General features: G+C 68.2%; 15 protein-coding genes. 10 read left to right on the forward strand and 5 right to left on the reverse strand.

Annotated features, from left to right (window positions below; genetic code table 11):
• Nucleotides 1-68: 68 nt before the first annotated feature.
• The gene (locus tag SKC42_RS21615; protein ID WP_330966307.1) at nucleotides 69-449 is read left to right on the forward strand and encodes a DUF427 domain-containing protein; all 381 of its coding nucleotides are present in this window, start codon (nucleotides 69-71) and stop codon (nucleotides 447-449) included.
• On the opposite strand, the gene SKC42_RS21620 is transcribed toward SKC42_RS21615, so the two are convergent.
• On the reverse strand, nucleotides 443-844 hold the full coding sequence (locus tag SKC42_RS21620; protein WP_330966308.1) for a nuclear transport factor 2 family protein: 402 nt from the start codon (nucleotides 842-844) through the stop codon (nucleotides 443-445). The genes SKC42_RS21615 and SKC42_RS21620 overlap by 7 nt on opposite strands.
• A 74-nt stretch (nucleotides 845-918) precedes the next feature.
• Here SKC42_RS21620 and SKC42_RS21625 point away from each other — a divergent pair, with 74 nt between their 5' ends.
• Both SKC42_RS21625 and SKC42_RS21630 read left to right on the forward strand, forming a co-directional pair.
• The gene (locus tag SKC42_RS21625; protein WP_330966309.1) at nucleotides 919-1833 is read left to right on the forward strand and encodes a DNA-3-methyladenine glycosylase family protein; all 915 of its coding nucleotides are present in this window, start codon (nucleotides 919-921) and stop codon (nucleotides 1831-1833) included.
• A gap of 78 nt (nucleotides 1834-1911) precedes the next feature.
• Nucleotides 1912-2463 carry a Dps family protein gene (locus SKC42_RS21630; RefSeq protein WP_330966310.1) on the forward strand — a complete coding sequence of 184 codons (552 nt, stop codon included), beginning with the start codon at nucleotides 1912-1914 and terminating at the stop codon, nucleotides 2461-2463.
• On the opposite strand, the gene SKC42_RS21635 is transcribed toward SKC42_RS21630, so the two are convergent.
• Entirely contained in the window at nucleotides 2464-3927 is a 1464-nt protein-coding gene (locus tag SKC42_RS21635) for a chloride channel protein (protein WP_330966311.1), read from the reverse strand.
• A 110-nt stretch (nucleotides 3928-4037) separates the two neighbouring features.
• Between SKC42_RS21635 and SKC42_RS21640 the strand changes: the two genes are divergently transcribed.
• The 7 genes from SKC42_RS21640 (at nucleotide 4038) to SKC42_RS21670 (ending at nucleotide 11109) form a co-directional block, all read left to right on the forward strand.
• A complete protein-coding gene (locus SKC42_RS21640) occupies nucleotides 4038-5021 on the forward strand; it encodes a pirin family protein (RefSeq protein ID WP_330966312.1) in 984 nt (327 codons plus the stop codon).
• 2 nt (nucleotides 5022-5023) lie between these two features.
• Nucleotides 5024-5671, forward strand: a complete 648-nt coding sequence (locus tag SKC42_RS21645; protein ID WP_330966313.1) for a TetR/AcrR family transcriptional regulator — start codon at nucleotides 5024-5026, stop codon at nucleotides 5669-5671.
• A 58-nt stretch (nucleotides 5672-5729) separates the two neighbouring features.
• Nucleotides 5730-6683: a class I SAM-dependent methyltransferase gene (locus SKC42_RS21650; protein ID WP_330966314.1), complete on the forward strand. Its 954-nt coding sequence runs from the start codon at nucleotides 5730-5732 to the stop codon at nucleotides 6681-6683.
• A gap of 36 nt (nucleotides 6684-6719) precedes the next feature.
• Complete coding sequence (locus SKC42_RS21655; protein WP_330966338.1) at nucleotides 6720-7652, forward strand: class I SAM-dependent methyltransferase; 933 nt, start codon at nucleotides 6720-6722, stop codon at nucleotides 7650-7652.
• Nucleotides 7653-7788: 136 nt separating this feature from the next.
• A complete protein-coding gene (locus SKC42_RS21660) occupies nucleotides 7789-9222 on the forward strand; it encodes an aldehyde dehydrogenase family protein (protein WP_330966315.1) in 1434 nt (477 codons plus the stop codon).
• 52 nt (nucleotides 9223-9274) lie between these two features.
• Nucleotides 9275-10135, forward strand: coding sequence for an SDR family oxidoreductase (locus SKC42_RS21665; RefSeq protein WP_330966316.1), 861 nt, complete (start codon nucleotides 9275-9277; stop codon nucleotides 10133-10135).
• 5 nt (nucleotides 10136-10140) lie between these two features.
• Nucleotides 10141-11109, forward strand: a complete 969-nt coding sequence (locus SKC42_RS21670) for an NADPH:quinone oxidoreductase family protein (protein ID WP_330966317.1) — start codon at nucleotides 10141-10143, stop codon at nucleotides 11107-11109.
• A gap of 15 nt (nucleotides 11110-11124) precedes the next feature.
• On the opposite strand, the gene SKC42_RS21675 is transcribed toward SKC42_RS21670, so the two are convergent.
• The 3 genes from SKC42_RS21675 to SKC42_RS21685 all read right to left on the reverse strand — a co-directional run bounded on the left by SKC42_RS21675 (nucleotide 11125) and on the right by SKC42_RS21685 (nucleotide 15688).
• Complete coding sequence (locus SKC42_RS21675) at nucleotides 11125-12849, reverse strand: PE family protein (protein WP_330966318.1); 1725 nt, start codon at nucleotides 12847-12849, stop codon at nucleotides 11125-11127.
• A 146-nt stretch (nucleotides 12850-12995) separates the two neighbouring features.
• Complete coding sequence (locus SKC42_RS21680; RefSeq protein WP_330966319.1) at nucleotides 12996-14744, reverse strand: PE family protein; 1749 nt, start codon at nucleotides 14742-14744, stop codon at nucleotides 12996-12998.
• 125 nt (nucleotides 14745-14869) lie between these two features.
• Nucleotides 14870-15688, reverse strand: coding sequence for a tyrosine-protein phosphatase (locus tag SKC42_RS21685; RefSeq protein WP_330966320.1), 819 nt, complete (start codon nucleotides 15686-15688; stop codon nucleotides 14870-14872).

Consider the following 15688-nt stretch of genomic DNA (forward strand, 5'->3'; position numbering starts at 1 on the left):
CGGGCGGGAAGCCTGGAGCGGCGCCGGGCGTTGCAGCCCACATCTGCGTTTCGAGGAGGTAGCACACCATGGCACACCGACAGGTTCTGGAGCCCAGCGCGGGACATCCGATCACCATCGAGCCGACCAAGGGGCGGGTGCAGGTTCGCGTCAACGGCGAGCTGATCGCCGACACCACCGCTGCGCTGGAGCTTCGCGAGGCGACTTTGCCTGCGGTGCAGTACGTTCCGCTCGACGACGTGGTGTCCGAACGACTGACCCGGACGAACACCAGCACGTACTGCCCGTTCAAGGGTGACGCCAGCTACTACAGCGTCACCACGTCGGCCGGCGACACCGTCGACGACGTGATCTGGACCTACGAGGAGCCCTACCCGGCCGTCGCGGCGATCGCGGGGCACGTCGCCTTCTACCCGAACAAGGCCGAGATCAGCGTTTCGGGTCAGTAGGGGCGCCACCCGGGAAGGGCGGCCTCCTGGGCGCGGGTGTCGCTGTACGCCCGCATGGCGACGATCAGCCCGTCGCGGGTTTCGAAGATGCACACGAACGGGCTGTCGTAGTCGGCACCGCTCGTGGTGGTACCGCTGGCGTGGGCCTCGACGACGACGGTGTCGCCGTCGTTGACGCAGCCGACCAGGTCGATGGTGACCTCGAGGACCCGTTTGCGTTCCTCGACCGCCCGCCGCAACGTCTTCTTGTCGCACGACGTGCGGGTGGCCAGCGTCCAGTAGCTGAAGTCGTCGCTGAGCAGCGAGAAGCCCTCGTCCAGGTCCCCGCCCTGGCTGATGCTCTCCAGGAACATCCACGCGAGTTCTCCCTGGGGGTCATCGAAGGGCGTCGCCACATCGCAATATTGTCTTGGTACATCGTTGACGGTCAATATCGTTGGAGGTCGATGAAGGGCGGTGCGGACACGATTTGACCCACCACGCGCGCACTGTCACGTTTCCCGGGGCCGTCAGCTTCGAGCACACGTTGGCGCCGCTGCGCCGGGGACCGCGGGATCCGTGCTTCCAGGCGCCCGGTGACGGCGGCATCTGGCGGACGAGCCTGCTGCCCAGCGGCCCCGTCACCGCGCGGATCAGCCGCGCCGCCGCCGACGCGGCCCACTGCGTGGCGTGGGGGTGCGGTGCGCCCGAGTTCCTCGAGATGCTCCCCGCGCTGCTGGGCGTGGGGGACGACGCGTCGGACTTCGTGCCGCTCGCCCCGATCGTCGCGGCGGCGCATCGCCGCGTCCCTCATCTGCGCCTCGGCCGCACCGGGCTGGTCCTCGAAGCGCTGATTCCGGCGATCATCGAACAACGCGTCCCCGGCGCGGACGCGTTCCGGTCATGGCGGGTGCTGGTGTCCAAGTATGGGACGCCGGCGCCCGGCCCGGCCCCGCCCGCGATGCGCGTGCCGCCCACGGCTGACGCGTGGCGGAGCGTCCCGTCGTGGGAATTCCACCGCGCCAACGTCGATCCGCGGCGCGCCCGGGCGGTGGTGACGTGTGCGCAGCGGGCGGCGTCGCTGGAGCGGTTGACGTCGCGTCCGGCCGAGCAGGCCCGCGAGGCGTTGACGTCGCTTCCGGGCGTAGGGATATGGACGGCCGCCGAGACGGCGCAGCGCGCGTTCGGCGATGCCGACGCCCTGTCGGTCGGCGACTACCACGTCCCGAAGATGATCGGGTGGACGCTCGTGGGCCGGCCGGTCGACGACGCCGGCATGCTCGAACTCCTCGAACCGATGCGGCCGCATCGCCACCGGGTGGTGCGGCTCCTCGAAGTCAGCGGCCTGGCTTACGAACCGCGACGCGGTGCGCGGTTGCCGGTGCAGCACATCCACTCCATTTGAGCGGGAGCCGACGATTATTTGCCCCCGCCCCGGGGTATTCGCGGCGGGAAGGTTTATGACTTGACGCAGGAGTGATTGATGACGCAGTTCACTATCCCGGGTTTGACCGATAAGCAGGGGGCGCGGCTCGCCGAACTGCTGCAGAAGCAGCTGAGCACCTACAACGATCTTCACCTGACCCTCAAGCACGTTCGCTGGAATGTGGTGGGGCCCAACTTCATTGGCGTCCACGAAATGATCGACCCACAGGTTGAGGCGGTCCGTGGCTTCGCCGACGACGTCGCCGAGCGCATCGCGGCCCTGGGCGCGTCGCCACAGGGCACACCCGGGGCGATCATCAAAGACCGCACCTGGGACGACTATTCGGTGGGTCGTGACTGCGTCCAATCCCACCTTGCGGCGCTGGATCTGGTCTACACCGGAGTCATCGAAGACATCCGCAAGGGCATCGAGGAGACCGAGGAACTCGACCCGGTCACCCAGGACCTGCTGATCGACCAGGCGGGCAGCCTGGAGAAGTTCCAGTGGTTCGTCCGGGCGCACCTGGAGAGCGCCGGTGGCCAGTTGACCCACGAGGGCTCGTCCACCGAGAAGGACGCGGCGAGCAGCGCGCGCAACGCGTCGTCCTAGCTACTCGGTGCCGGCCGCCGGGGCCTGCCCGCGCTCGCGCTCGGCCTCGGCGGTCTGCCGGTTGAGCCGCTGCGCCTCGTAGATGGTGACGTTGGTGCGCGACATCAGCAGCGCCGCGATGCCGACCGACAGGATCGCGCCCGGTACCACGGAGAACGATCCGGTCATCTCCGCGACCATGATCATGATGGCCAGCGGGGCGCGCGCGACGCTACCGAAGCACGTCATCATCCCGACGACGACGAAGACGCCGGGCTCGTGCGGCACGCCCGGCAGGGCGAGGACTTCGCCGAGGCGCCAGATCGCGGCCCCGACGAACGCGCCGATCACGATCCCCGGGCCGAAGAGCCCGCCGGACCCGCCGGTGCCGATCGACAGCGATGTGGCGACGATCTTGGCGATCGGCAGGACCACGACCACCCACAGCGGGATGTGCATCAGCGAGCCGCGGTCGGCCGCCAGCTGCGCCCAGCCGTAGCCGCTGCTGAGGATCTGGGGGATCGCCAGTCCGAGCAGGCCCACCAGCAGCCCGCCGATGGCCGGCTTGAGCACCGGCCCGCCGGGGAGCCGCCGGGTGATGCGCACGGAGGCGTGGAAGATCCGGGCGTACAGGTACCCGACCGCGGCCGCGGCCAGCCCGATGACCACGAACCACAGCAGCGGCCCCGCCTTTTCGAAGCGGTATTCGGCGTCGATGTACCCGAACAGGGGGTCGAAGCCGAGAAGCGCGCCGAGCACCGCGTACGCCGTCCCCGAGGTGATGAATCCCGGCAGCAGGCAGCGGTAGTCGAAGTCGTCTCGGTAGGTGATCGACGCGGCCAGCACCGCACCGCCCAGGGGGGCGGCGAAGATCGCGCCGATTCCGGCGCCGATGCCGAGCGCCACCGCGACCCGCCCGTCCTCGTCGGACAGGTTGAGCCGGCGCGTCAGCAGCGAACAGAACCCGGCGGAGATCTGCGCCGTCGGGCCCTCGCGGCCGGCCGAGCCGCCCGAGCCGATCGTCAGCGCACTGGCGACCATCTTCACGAGCACCGCCCGGAATCGGATCGCGCGCGGGTCGCTGTGCACGGCCTCGATGGCCGCATCCGTCCCGTGGCCGGTGGCTTCGGGGGCCAGCTTGGCCACCAGCAGTGCGGATACCAGTGCACCGGCGGTGGTGATCAAGGGAATCGCCCACGCTCGTTTGAAGCCGGGCGACCCGCGGCCGCCGCCCTCGCCGACCGGGCGGGGCAGGTCATAGGCCGCCAGGTACCCGAGCAGGAATTCGCTGGTGTACCTGAGGGCCAGATAGAACACCACTGCCCCCAGGCCGGCGACGACCCCGATGATCACGCCCAGCAGCAACCACTTCTGCAGGTAGCCGGAGGCGCGGATCGACGCGCCGAACCGACCACCCGCCCCGGGCACCGAGGCCTCGTGGGGCAGCGGTGCGTCCTCCGATGCTTCGCCGGATCCCCCATTCATCACGTCATCCTAGGCGGATAGGCCGTGGCCGGCGGGGTGCTGTGGCGGCCGCGGAATAACCGGACTCTGGTCCAGTTATATGGGTGAAGCTATGAGGGATGGAGGTCCACATGCCTGCTGTCACCGCAGACACCTTCGCGTTGCCGCGTCTGAGCACAGCGCGCCCCGCGGAAACCGAGCGCGCGGTGCGCTCGATCACCACCGGCCCCCGGGGGTACGAGGGTGAGGGATTCCCGGTCGTCCGGGCCTTTGCCGGGGTCAGTGCGGCGGCCCTCGACCCGTTCGTCCACATGGACCAGATGGGTGAGGTGAACTACCAACCGGGAGAGCCTCGAGGCACCGACTGGCACCCACACCGCGGATTCGAAACGGTCACCTACATGATCGACGGGAGATTCGCGCACCAGGATTCCCACGGCGGGGGCGGCCTGATCGCCGACGGTGCGACGCAGTGGATGACGGCCGGTTCCGGCATCCTGCACATCGAGACCCCGCCCGCCGAGTTGGTGGACAGTGGCGGCGTCTTTCACGGCGTCCAACTGTGGGTGAACCTTCCAAAGAAGGACAAGTTCGCCGCGCCGCGATACCAAGCCATCGAAGGCGCGGACGTGGGCCTGCTGGCGTCCGACGACGGCGGCGCGCTGGTGCGCATCATCGCCGGCGAGGTCGACGGCTACCGCGGGCCCGGCATCACCCACACGCCGATCACCCTCGCGCACGCGACCATCCACAACGGGGCGCGCCTCAGCATGCCGTGGCGTCGCGATTTCAACGCGCTGGTTTACGTGTTGTCCGGCCGCGGATACGTCGGTCCGGACGCACATCCCGTTCGCCAGGGTCAACTGGCGGTACTGGCCGCCGGAGACCGCATCACCGTCGGGGCGCATTCGGCGCACGACTCCTCGTCGACCACCGCAATGGACGTGTTGTTATTGGGCGGTCAGCCGATCCGCGAGCCGGTGTTTCACTATGGGCCATTCGTGATGAACTCGCGGAGTGAACTGATCGAGGCGCTACAGGACTACCAAGACGGAAAGTTCGGTAGTATCCCGCCAAACGCTCTCATGCCACACCGGGGTGGTGGCACACTTTAGCAATGTCCCCGACGGCGAGCCGCGGGCCCGGACGGCCCCCGGCCGCGAAAGCGGACGAGACGCGTCAGCGCATCGTGCGGGCGGCTCGCCTGGTATTCAACGAGCGTGGCTACGACGGCGCCACCTTTCAGGAGATTGCGAGCCGCGCCGACTTGACGAGGCCAGCGATCAATCACTACTTCCCCAGTAAGCGATTGCTCTATCGGGAGGTACTGGCGCAGGCCAATGAACTGGTCATCGGTTCCGCTATTCGAGAGGCCAGGTGGCAGACCACACTGGTCGGGCGGCTGACGGCCTTCATCTCGGTCGCCGTGAGCGCAAATGCCGAGAATCCCGGGGTGGCAGCGTTTTTGGTCACCGCCGTGCTGGAGTCGCAACGACATCCCGAATTGAGCGGGATCGAAAACGATTGCGTGCGGCTCAGCCGCGAGTTTCTGACGGGGGCGGTCAAGGATGCGATCAAGCACCGCGAGGTGTCGGCCGATGTCGAACCCTCCGCGCTCGTCGAGACGCTGCTCGTCGTGCTGTGCGGCGTGGGCTTCTATTCCGGCTACATCCGCAGCCACGAAGAGATGCTTGCGGTCACCGAGATCCTGCGGCAGCTGCTGGAGGGTGCGCTCTGGAGAGCCGGGGGAGCGATACGCGCGTAGTGACGTGGCACACAGGGTGCATAGCTTGCCTAAGCTACTCCGGTACGATGACGTGGTCATGACTGATGTGGACGCTTCCTTACCTCCTTCGCAATCCCCCTCCCGGAGGACCGCTGGGGACAGTTGGGCCATCACCGAACTTGTCGGCGCCACCGCGCTGGGCGTCGCCGCCGCGCGCGCTGCGGAGACCGGCGGACCCGCCCCTCTGATCCGCGACGAATTCGCCCGGATCCTGGTGTCGTCGGCCGGTACACCCTGGGCGCGGCTCGCCGATCCGGAGCTGGCCTGGCTCGACGGCGACGAGCAGGGCCGGCGTGCCCACCGTCTGGGGATCGACTACCAGGCCGTGCGCACCCATTTCTTCGACGAGTACTTCCAGGACGCCGTCGGCGACGGGGTCCGGCAGGTGGTGATCCTGGCCGCCGGCCTGGATTCGCGCGCGTACCGGTTGGCGTGGCCGGCCGGCACCGTCGTCTACGAGATCGACCAGCCCAAGGTCCTGGAATACAAGACCGGGATCCTGGAACGGCACGGCGCAATCCCGACCGCCAGCCGGCGTCCGGTCGCGGTGGACCTGCGCGACGATTGGCCGGCCGCCCTGACGGCCGCCGGGTTCGATCGCGATCAGCCAACGGCATGGCTCGCCGAGGGCCTGCTGCCGTACCTGCCGAGCGACGCCCAGGACCGGCTGTTCGAGATGTTCACCGCGCTCAGCGCCCCGGGCAGTCAGGTCGCCATCGAGGCGTTCGGCCTCAACATCCGCAGTAACTCGCAGCGCTGGCAGCGGATGCGCGAGCGGCTGGGCCTGGACGTCAACGTCCACGCGCTCACCTTCCACGAGCCCGACCGCTCCGACGCCGCCGAGTGGCTGGCCGGCCACGGCTGGCGGGTGCAGGCCGTGGACAACCGCGAGGAGATGGCGCGGCTGGGCCGCCCGGTGCCCGACGACCTGTCCGACGAGGCGGTCCGCAGCACGCTGCTGCGCGCGCGTCTCGACGCCCCATCCGCCTGACCCGCCCGTTTTTAAGGAGCCAACGCGATGAGCTCACTGCGTAGCCACGACGACACCTGGGACATCAAGACCAGCGTCGGCAGCACGGCCGTCATGGTGGCCGCCGCCCGCGCCGTCGAGACCGAGCGCCCCGACCCGCTGATCCGGGACCCCTACGCCAAGCTGCTGGTCACCAACGCGGGCGCGGGCGTCCTGTGGGAGGCGATGCTCGACCCGGAGGTCGCCGCCAAGGTGGAGGCCTTCGACGAGGAGTCGGCGGCCCAGCTCGAGCACATGCGCGGCTACCAGGCCGTGCGTACCAACTTCTTCGACGCCTACTTCAAGGACGCCGTGGCCGACGGGATCCGCCAGGTCGTGATTCTCGCCTCCGGACTGGATTCCCGGGCATACCGGCTGGACTGGCCCGCCGGCACCACGGTCTACGAGATCGACCAGCCGCAGGTGCTCGAGTACAAATCCGCCACGCTGGCCGAGCACGGGGTGACGCCGTCGGCCCAGCGTCGCGAGGTGGCCATCGACCTGCGCCAGGATTGGCCCGCCGCCCTGCGCGATGCGGGCTTCGACCCGACGGCCCGGACGGCCTGGCTGGCCGAGGGCCTGCTGATGTACCTGCCGGCCGAGGCCCAGGACAGGTTGTTCACCCAGATCGGCGAGCTGAGCCCGCCCGGGAGCCGGGTGTCGGCAGAGACGGCGCCCACCCACGCCGACGAGCGGCGCCAGCAGATGCGCGAGCGGTTCCGCAAGGTGGCCGACGAGCTCGGCCTGGCGGAAACCGTCGACGTCGGGGAGCTCATGTATCGCGACGAGCACCGGGCGGACGTCACGGACTGGCTGAACAACCATGGCTGGCGTGCCCGCGCCCAAGCCTCGACCGACGAGATGCGCCGGCTGGGCCGCTGGATCGAGAGCGTCCCGATGGCCGACGACAAGGACGCGTTCTCCGACTTCGTGATCGCGGAGCGCCTGTAGGTGGCGCGCACGGCTGGGCCACCCGGCTCCGTGACCGCGACCAAGCTCTGACGGGCGGATCCTTCCTATTGCTCTCCCAACCGGATGGTTAGTATCGCGGATACACCCTCCGGGATGACCCGAGCGCGGAAGGACGATGATGACCACCGAATCGGTTGCACCCAACACATCCGAATCCACCAACGGAGCGCACGCAGCCCGGCCGGTCGACATTCCGGCCACGGTGGCCCGGCTCCGCAAGACGTTCGCCACCGGACGCACCCGCGACATCGAGTGGCGCAAGAGACAGCTGCTGCAGCTGCAGCGGTTGATGGAGGAAAACGAGGACGCGATCGCGGCCGCCCTCGTGGCGGACCTGGATCGGCACCCGTTCGAGGCCTACATCGCCGACATCGCCACCACCGCCGGGGAAGCGAAGTACGCGGCCAAGCGCGTGCGCAGGTGGACGCGCCGCCGCTACAAGTTGCTGGAGATCCCGCAGCTGCCCGGGCGGGGGTGGGTCGAGTACGAGCCGTACGGCACCGTCCTGATCATCGGCGCCTGGAACTACCCGTTCTATCTGACGCTGGGTCCGGCCGTCGGCGCAATCGCGGCCGGCAACGCCGTCATCCTCAAGCCGTCGGAGATCGCCCCGGCGTCGTCGCGACTCATGGCCGAGCTGGTGCCGCGCTACCTCGACAGCGATGCGATCGCGGTGGTCGAGGGCGACGGATCGGTCAGCCAGGAGCTCATCGCGCAGGGCCTGGACCGGGTGATGTTCACCGGTGGCACCGAGATCGGCCGCAAGGTCTACGAGGGCGCCGCACCGCACCTGACCCCGTGCACGCTGGAGTTGGGGGGCAAGAGCCCGGTGATCGTGGCGGCCGACGCCGACGTCGACGTCGCCGCCAAGCGGATCGCCTGGATGAAACTGCTCAACAACGGACAAACCTGCGTGGCACCGGATTACGTCATTGCGGACGCGCAGATTCGCGACGAGCTCGTCGACAAGATCGCCGCGGCCATCAACAAGTTCACGTCCGACAGGCCCAACGGTGTGCGGATCGTCAACCAGCGCCAGTTCGACCGGATCAGCGGTTACCTGTCCGGCGCGGACGGCAAGGTGGCCGTCGGCGGCAGTTGCGATCCGTCCAGCCTGCGCATCCACCCGGCGGTGGTCGTCGACCCCGATCCGGACGGCCCGCTGATGCAGAACGAGATCTTCGGACCGGTTCTGCCGGTCATCACCGTCCGATCCCTGGATGAGGCAATCCGTTTCGTCAATTCACGCGCAAAGCCGTTGGCGGCCTACCTGTTCACCAAGGCGCGTGAGACGCGCGAACGGGTGATCAAGGAGGTGCCGGCGGGCGGCATGCTCGTCAACCACATCGCTTTCCAGGTGTCGACGGCGAAGCTGCCGTTCGGCGGGGTGGGCCCGTCCGGCATGGGTGCCTACCACGGCCGCTACGGGTTCGAGGAGTTCAGCCATCGCAAGTCGGTGCTCACCAAGCCGACGCGACCCGACCTGTCGAGCTTCATCTACCCGCCCTACACGCAGCGCGCATTCAAGATGGCGCGCCGGATGTTCTAACTGCCCCGGAATCGCTTGCCGTGACACGTTTTACTTCCTAGAGAGGAACCTGATGCCAGGAGTGCAGGATCGCGTCATCGTCGTGACCGGAGCCGGTGGGGGGCTTGGGCGTGAATACGCCCTGACCCTCGCCAGGGAAGGCGCCAGCGTGGTCGTCAACGACCTCGGTGGCTCCCGCGACGGCACCGGCGCCGGCCACAACATGGCCGACCACGTCGTCACCGAGATCAAGGAAGCCGGCGGGCGGGCGGTCGCCAACTACGACAGCGTGGCCGAGCCGGAGGGCGCCGCCAACATCATCAAGACGGCGCTGGACGAGTTCGGCGCCGTGCACGGCGTGGTCAGCAACGCCGGGATCCTGCGCGACGGCACGTTCCACAAGATGTCCTTCGAGAACTGGGACGCCGTCCTCAAGGTGCACCTCTACGGCGGTTACAACGTGGTGCGCGCCGCGTGGCCGCATTTCCGTGAGCAGAGCTACGGGCGGGTCGTCGTCGCCACCTCCACCAGCGGGCTGTTCGGCAACTTCGGGCAGGCCAACTACGGCGCGGCCAAGCTCGGCCTCGTCGGCATGATCAACACGCTGGCGCAGGAGGGGGCGAAGTACAACATCCACACCAATGCCATCGCCCCGATCGCGGCCACCCGGATGACCGAGGACATCCTGCCCAAGGAGGTGCTGGAAAAGCTCACCCCCGAGTTCGTCGCGCCGGTGGTGGCCTACCTGTGCACCGAGGAATGCCCCGACACCGCATCGGTTTTCGTGGTCGGCGGCGGCAAGGTTCAGCGGGTCGCCCTGTTCCAGAACGACGGGACGACCTTCGACAACCCGCCGTCGGTGCACGACATCGCCGAGCACTGGGGCGAGATCACCGACCTTTCCCACGCGCAGCGGGCCGCGTTCAAGCTGTAGGGGCGATGAAAGCCTGCGTCGTACAGCGGCTGTCCGGCCCGGGCGGCATGGTGTACACCGACATCGAAGACGTCAGTGGCGACGGAAACAACGTCGTCATCGACGTGCGGGCCGCTGGGGTCTGTTTTCCGGATCTGCTGCTGAGCAAGGGCGAGTATCAGCTCAAGCTCCCCCCGCCGTTCGTCCCGGGAATGGAGGCCGCCGGGGTGGTGCTTTCGGCGCCCCCGGGATCAGGATTCAAAGAGGGCGAGCGCGTTTCGGCGTTTGGGATCCTAGGCGCCTACGCCGAGCAGGTGGCCGTCCCGGTGCCCAACGTGATCCGCAGTCCCGCCGAACTCGACGACGCAGAAGCGGTGTCGCTGTTGGTCAACTACAACACCATGTATTTCGCGCTGGCGCGCCGCGCCGCCATGCGGACGGGCGACACGGTGCTGGTCCTCGGGGCCGCGGGCGGCGTCGGCACCGCGGCGATACAGGTCGCCAAGGCGATGGGCGCGCGCAAGGTGATCGGTGTGGTGCACCGGGCGGCCGCGGCGGACTTCGTCTCGTCGGTCGGCGCGGACCTGGTGGTGCCGCTGGCCGAAGACTGGGCCCAGCGGGTGCGCGACTACACCGGCGGCCGCGGCGTGGATATCGTCGTCGATCCCATCGGCGGCCCGGCGTTCGACGACGCGGTCCGGGTGCTCGCGATCGACGGCAAGCTGCTGGTGATCGGCTTCGCCGCGGGGAGCATCCCCACCGTGAAGGTCAATCGGCTGTTGCTGCGCAACGTCAGCGTCGTCGGTGTCGCGTGGGGCGAGTACCTCAACAAGGTGCCCGGTTCGGCGGCGCTGTTCTCCTGGGGGCTCAGCCAATTGGTCTTTCTCGGGCTCAAACCACCCCCGCCCCAACGCTATCCGTTGTCGGAAGGCCAGGCCGCGCTGCAGAGCCTGGCCGACGGAGGGGTGCTCGGCAAGGTCGTGCTCGAGCCCTGAGTGGGCCGGTGCGGCCTACGGCGTCGGGTGTGGTGTGCCGTTGAAGATCGTGCCGAGGGCGTTGACGAAGACCAGGAAGTTGACACCACCGGCGACCGTGCCGAGTCCGATGTCGGCGGCGATCGGGTCGCCGAACGCGTGCAGGAGTCCCTCGATCGGCTGGCCGGAGACGGCCTGAGAAATCCCGTTGAGGAACAGGTCCGCGTCGTACGACGGCAGAGTGACGGCCACGGCGGTCGCGATGTCGGCCGTCGGCAGCAGCGTCGCGTAGGCCGTCGATACGTCCGAGGTGAAGGTGTTGACGAGTTGCGTGTTGGCGGTCTGCAGGCCGTGGATGAACCCGTCGATGGACGCCGGGGACAGCAGCGTCCCGGGATTCGGCAGCGAGAACTGTCCGCCGCCGCCGAGGTCGGGCAGCGTTAGTTGTGGCAACACCGGCGGCCCCTCGGCCTGTAAAGCGTTGAAGGCGTTGACCATTCCCTCGTGCGCCCCGCTGACCAAATAGCCGGGCAGCGAGGTCGTCGCGCTGAGCGGCGGGAACAAGCCGAACGGGGTCGTCACATTGGCCGGGCCGGTCGACCAGCCGTAGGCCGGGTCGCCGTAGCCCCAGTTGACGAGGTAGCGCAGATCCGGTTGGAGCAGTTCGGCGAGCGGGTTGCCGATGTAGGGGATGGCGCGCAGCGGCTCGACCAACGGCAGGTGCGGGCTGGGAATCATGTTGTAGGTGGTGCCGCCGTCGTAGCCGGGCGTGGTCGGCAGTGTGATGGTCGTGGCCAGCTGGGAGGCCGGGATCTGCAGGTACGTGCCGTGCACGTAGATGATGCCCATTAGGGCATTCAGGTCGGAGAGGAAGTCGATCGGGTATTGCGGGAAGTCGGCGAACCCGTCGTATTCCAGCGTGTTGTTGATGACGGTGAACCCCGTGTTCGCGTTCATTCCGCCGTAGAACGGCAGGCCGAGGCTCGGGATGTTCAGGTTCGGGAAGCGGGCCAGCAGGCCGCCGTTGGGCGTCATCTCGTTTCCGACGAGCACGAAGCTCACCGAGTGTGGATCCACACCGGCGGCCTGCAGGATGGGCAGTTCGAGGGCGGCGAGGATCGCGCCCTGCGAATAGCCGAAGACGTTGACGCTGTGCGCTCCGGCGTTGAGCTGGCCCATGATCGCGTTGTTGAGGATCGTGAGGCCCCGATCCACCGAGATGGCGAGGGTCAGGTCCTTGATGCCGGTGATCGGGTACAGGCCCTCGGGCGTGAACAGGCCCTGGATGTTGGCGGTCGTGAAGTACGGCGAGATGTACTTGGCGTAGGCCGACGCGATGTATTGCGCGCTGGGGATCGGCACGCCGCTGGCCCCCAGGATCAGCGACACGTCAACGGGTGTGGCCGCGGCCGGGGCCGCGGCCAGCGCCCCCGCGGCACCGGTCTGTGTGGGCGCGATCAGTGACAGCAGGGCGGTCGACGCCTCGGACTCGGCCTGGGCGTAGGCGGTTCCGGCGGTGGCCAGGGCCGCCGCAAACTGGTCGTGGAATGCCCCCGCCTGCCTGATCAGCTCCTGGTAAGCCCGCGCGTACTCGTCGAACAGGGCCGCGGTGGCCGCGGATACCTCGTCGCCCGCCGCGGCCAGCACACCCGTCGTCGCGCCGGCCGCCGCGTTGTTCGCCTCGCTGATCGTCGAGCCGATCGCCGTCACATCGGCGGCCACCGTCGTCATGAACGATGGTTGAGCGAGGACGAAACTCATGGACGCGATCCTTCCGCCGGGTCATTCACCAGGTGAGTACGTGGTCAGCGTAAAGCGACCGAGCCGTTTTGTCCGAGTTTTCCGCTCACCCACCGAGGCAGGTGAATGGCGGTGTGGTGCAGCGCTTATCGGCGCGTGGCAGTCACTTACTGCGGGCCGGGGTGCGGGACGCCCGTGAAGATCGTCTCGGCGGCGTTGACAAGGTTGATGAGTTCGAAACCGCCCGCCAGCGTGGTCAGCCCGATGTTGGCGGCGATCGGTCGGCCGAAAGCGTCCACGAGCCCCTGAATCACGTTGCCGTTGACCGCTTCCGAGATGCCGTCGAGGAAGAGGTTGAAGTCGTAGGACGGCAGGGTGACCGCGATGGCCGTGCCGATATCTGCGGTCGGCAGCAGCGTCGCGTAGGCCGTGGAGAAGTCGGCCGTGAGGGTGTTGGTGAAGGTAGTGTTCGCTGTTTGAATGCCGGAGATGACGTCGTTGAACGACGGGATCGCCGGCGCGGCCAGCACGGCACCGCCCGTCGCGCCCGCTCCGGGGATCAGGCTCGTCAGGCTCGAGAGGTTGGGCAGCGACGTCGGAACCATGGCGGAGATGTCGTTCGCGAACGCGGTGATGCCCTGCTGCGTGCCGCTGACCAGGAGCGGTCCCAGCTGCGCGGTCGCGCTCATGGGCGGCAGGAAACCGAAGGGGGTCTGCACATTGGCGGGGCTGGTGGAGAAGCCGTAGTTGGGATCCCCGTAGCCCCAGTTCACGAGGGCCTTGAGGTCCGGCTGGATCAGGTCCGCCAACGGGTTCCCGAGGAACGGGATTGCGCGCAGCGGCGTCAGCAGCGGCAGGTTCTCGGTGGGGATCATGTAGTAGTTGGTCATGCCATTGGCCGGGTCGAGGGCTGCGGATCCGGGCAGCAAGAAGGCCTGCGCGATGTGCGCAGGGTCGAGGGTCGGGTACGTGCCGTGCACGAACACGATGCCCGCCAGCGCATTGAGGTCGGCGAAGATGTCGATCGGGTAGCGCGGGAAGTCGGCGAAGCCGTCGTACTCGAGCGTGTAGATGCTGGTCGGATAGAGGTTGCTCGGGGTCGACGTGCCGAACGTCACGCCCAGGCTCGGGAAGCTCAGCCCCGGGAAGCGCGCGAGCAGGCCGCCATTCGGGTTGGCCGGGTCGCCCAGCAGGGTGAAGAACATCTGGCTCGGTTGGACGCCCGCGGCGGCGAGGTTCGGCATTTCCAGCGAGGCCAGGATGGCGCTCTGCGAGTAACCCAGCACTGAGACGGGGTTACCCGCGTATGTCGCCGGGTCCACGATGATCGCGCGGATGGCGTTGTTGAGCTCCGTCACCCCGCGGGCCAGCGAGATGTCGAGGGTCAGGTCCTTGACGCCGGTGAACGGGTAGAGGCCCTCCGGCGTGGACAGGGCCTGCAGCGGACCATTGAGGAAGGGCCCAAAGGGGTTGGAGGCGGACAGGTATCGACTGAAGACGTTGTTCAGGTAGGTCGTCGACGGGGTGGCGGTGCCGCTGCCAGTCATGATCAGGTTGACGGCGACGGCGGGGTCGGCGGCCTGCAGCGCCTTGCCGAACGTCGGTGCCGTGTAGTTGAGCCCGAGCATGTCGGCGATCTCGTTCTCGGCCTGGGTGTAGGCGGTCCCGGCCGACCCCAGGGTCGCAACGAATTGGCTGTGAAACGCGGTCGCCTGCTGCAGCAGGGTCTGGTATTCCTGGCCGAACGCGCCGAAGAATTCCGCGGTGATGGCCGAGACCTCGTCCTGCGCGGCCGCCACCAGATTGGTGGTCGAACCGGCCGCGGCGGCCCGGGCCTCGTCGATCGCGGAGCCGATCGCGGACGCGTCGGCCGCGGCCGAGGTCAGGAGTTGAGGCTGCGCAATCAAAGTCGACATCGGCGTTCCTTCCGGCTACAGGTTTTCGTCGCGGTACCGAGGACACTGCCGCCCGTATACGGCGCATCCCTGGAACCGGCAGGAGTCAGCTTAGAGCCATCCCCCGTTCATGTTGGCATTTTGCGTCAGCCGAGGAGTGCGTCGCGCAAGCGGTCGCGATCCTCTCGCGTGACCCCCGCATCGCGCAGGTAGGCGTCCAGCGAACCGAATTCGTCATCGATTGTCTGGCGAGCCGCGGCCAGGTATTCCGCGCGCACACCGAGAACGCCGTCAGACAGGCGGGCCTCGGTGAAGGTGAGAACCTCCGGAGTCAGCTCGGTGTCGGACCGCTGCTGGATCATCTCCGAGATCCGGGCCCGCAGCTCCGGCACGGCCGCGTTGCTGCGCAGGTAATCCTCGATAATGGTGTCGCGGTCGATCCCGACCGCCTCCAGCACCGTGGCCACCACGAAGCCGGTGCGGTCCTTGCCCGCGAAGCAGTGCGTCAGCACCGGACGCTCCGCCGCCAACAGCGTGATGACCCGGCGCACCGCGCGCTGCGCCCCGTTGCGGGTGGGGAACTGCCGGTACTCATCGATCATGTAGCGGACCGTGGTCTCATTGATGGACTCGTCCGGCTCGCCGTTGGTCAGCAGCTGCTGGAAAGCGTGTTCGTGCGGCGCCGCACCGTCATTCGACTTGTCGTCGCCGAGATCGGGGAACGGCAGCAGATGGATGTCGACGCCTTCGGGCACCCGGCCCGGTCCGCGGCGGGCGACCTCACGGGAGGCGCGCAGGTCGGCCACGTCGGTGATGCCCAGCCGCAGCAACGTCGCCCGGCCGTCCTCGTCGAGCCGGCTCAGCTCGCTGGACCGGAACAGCCGCCCCGGTCGCAGCGCGGTGGCGCTGTCGGCGACGTCGCGAAAGTTCCACGCGCCGGGCAATTGCCGCAGGTCCGCCGCCAT

This window comes from Mycobacterium sp. 050134 (genome assembly GCF_036409085.1).
Lineage (GTDB): Bacteria > Actinomycetota > Actinomycetes > Mycobacteriales > Mycobacteriaceae > Mycobacterium.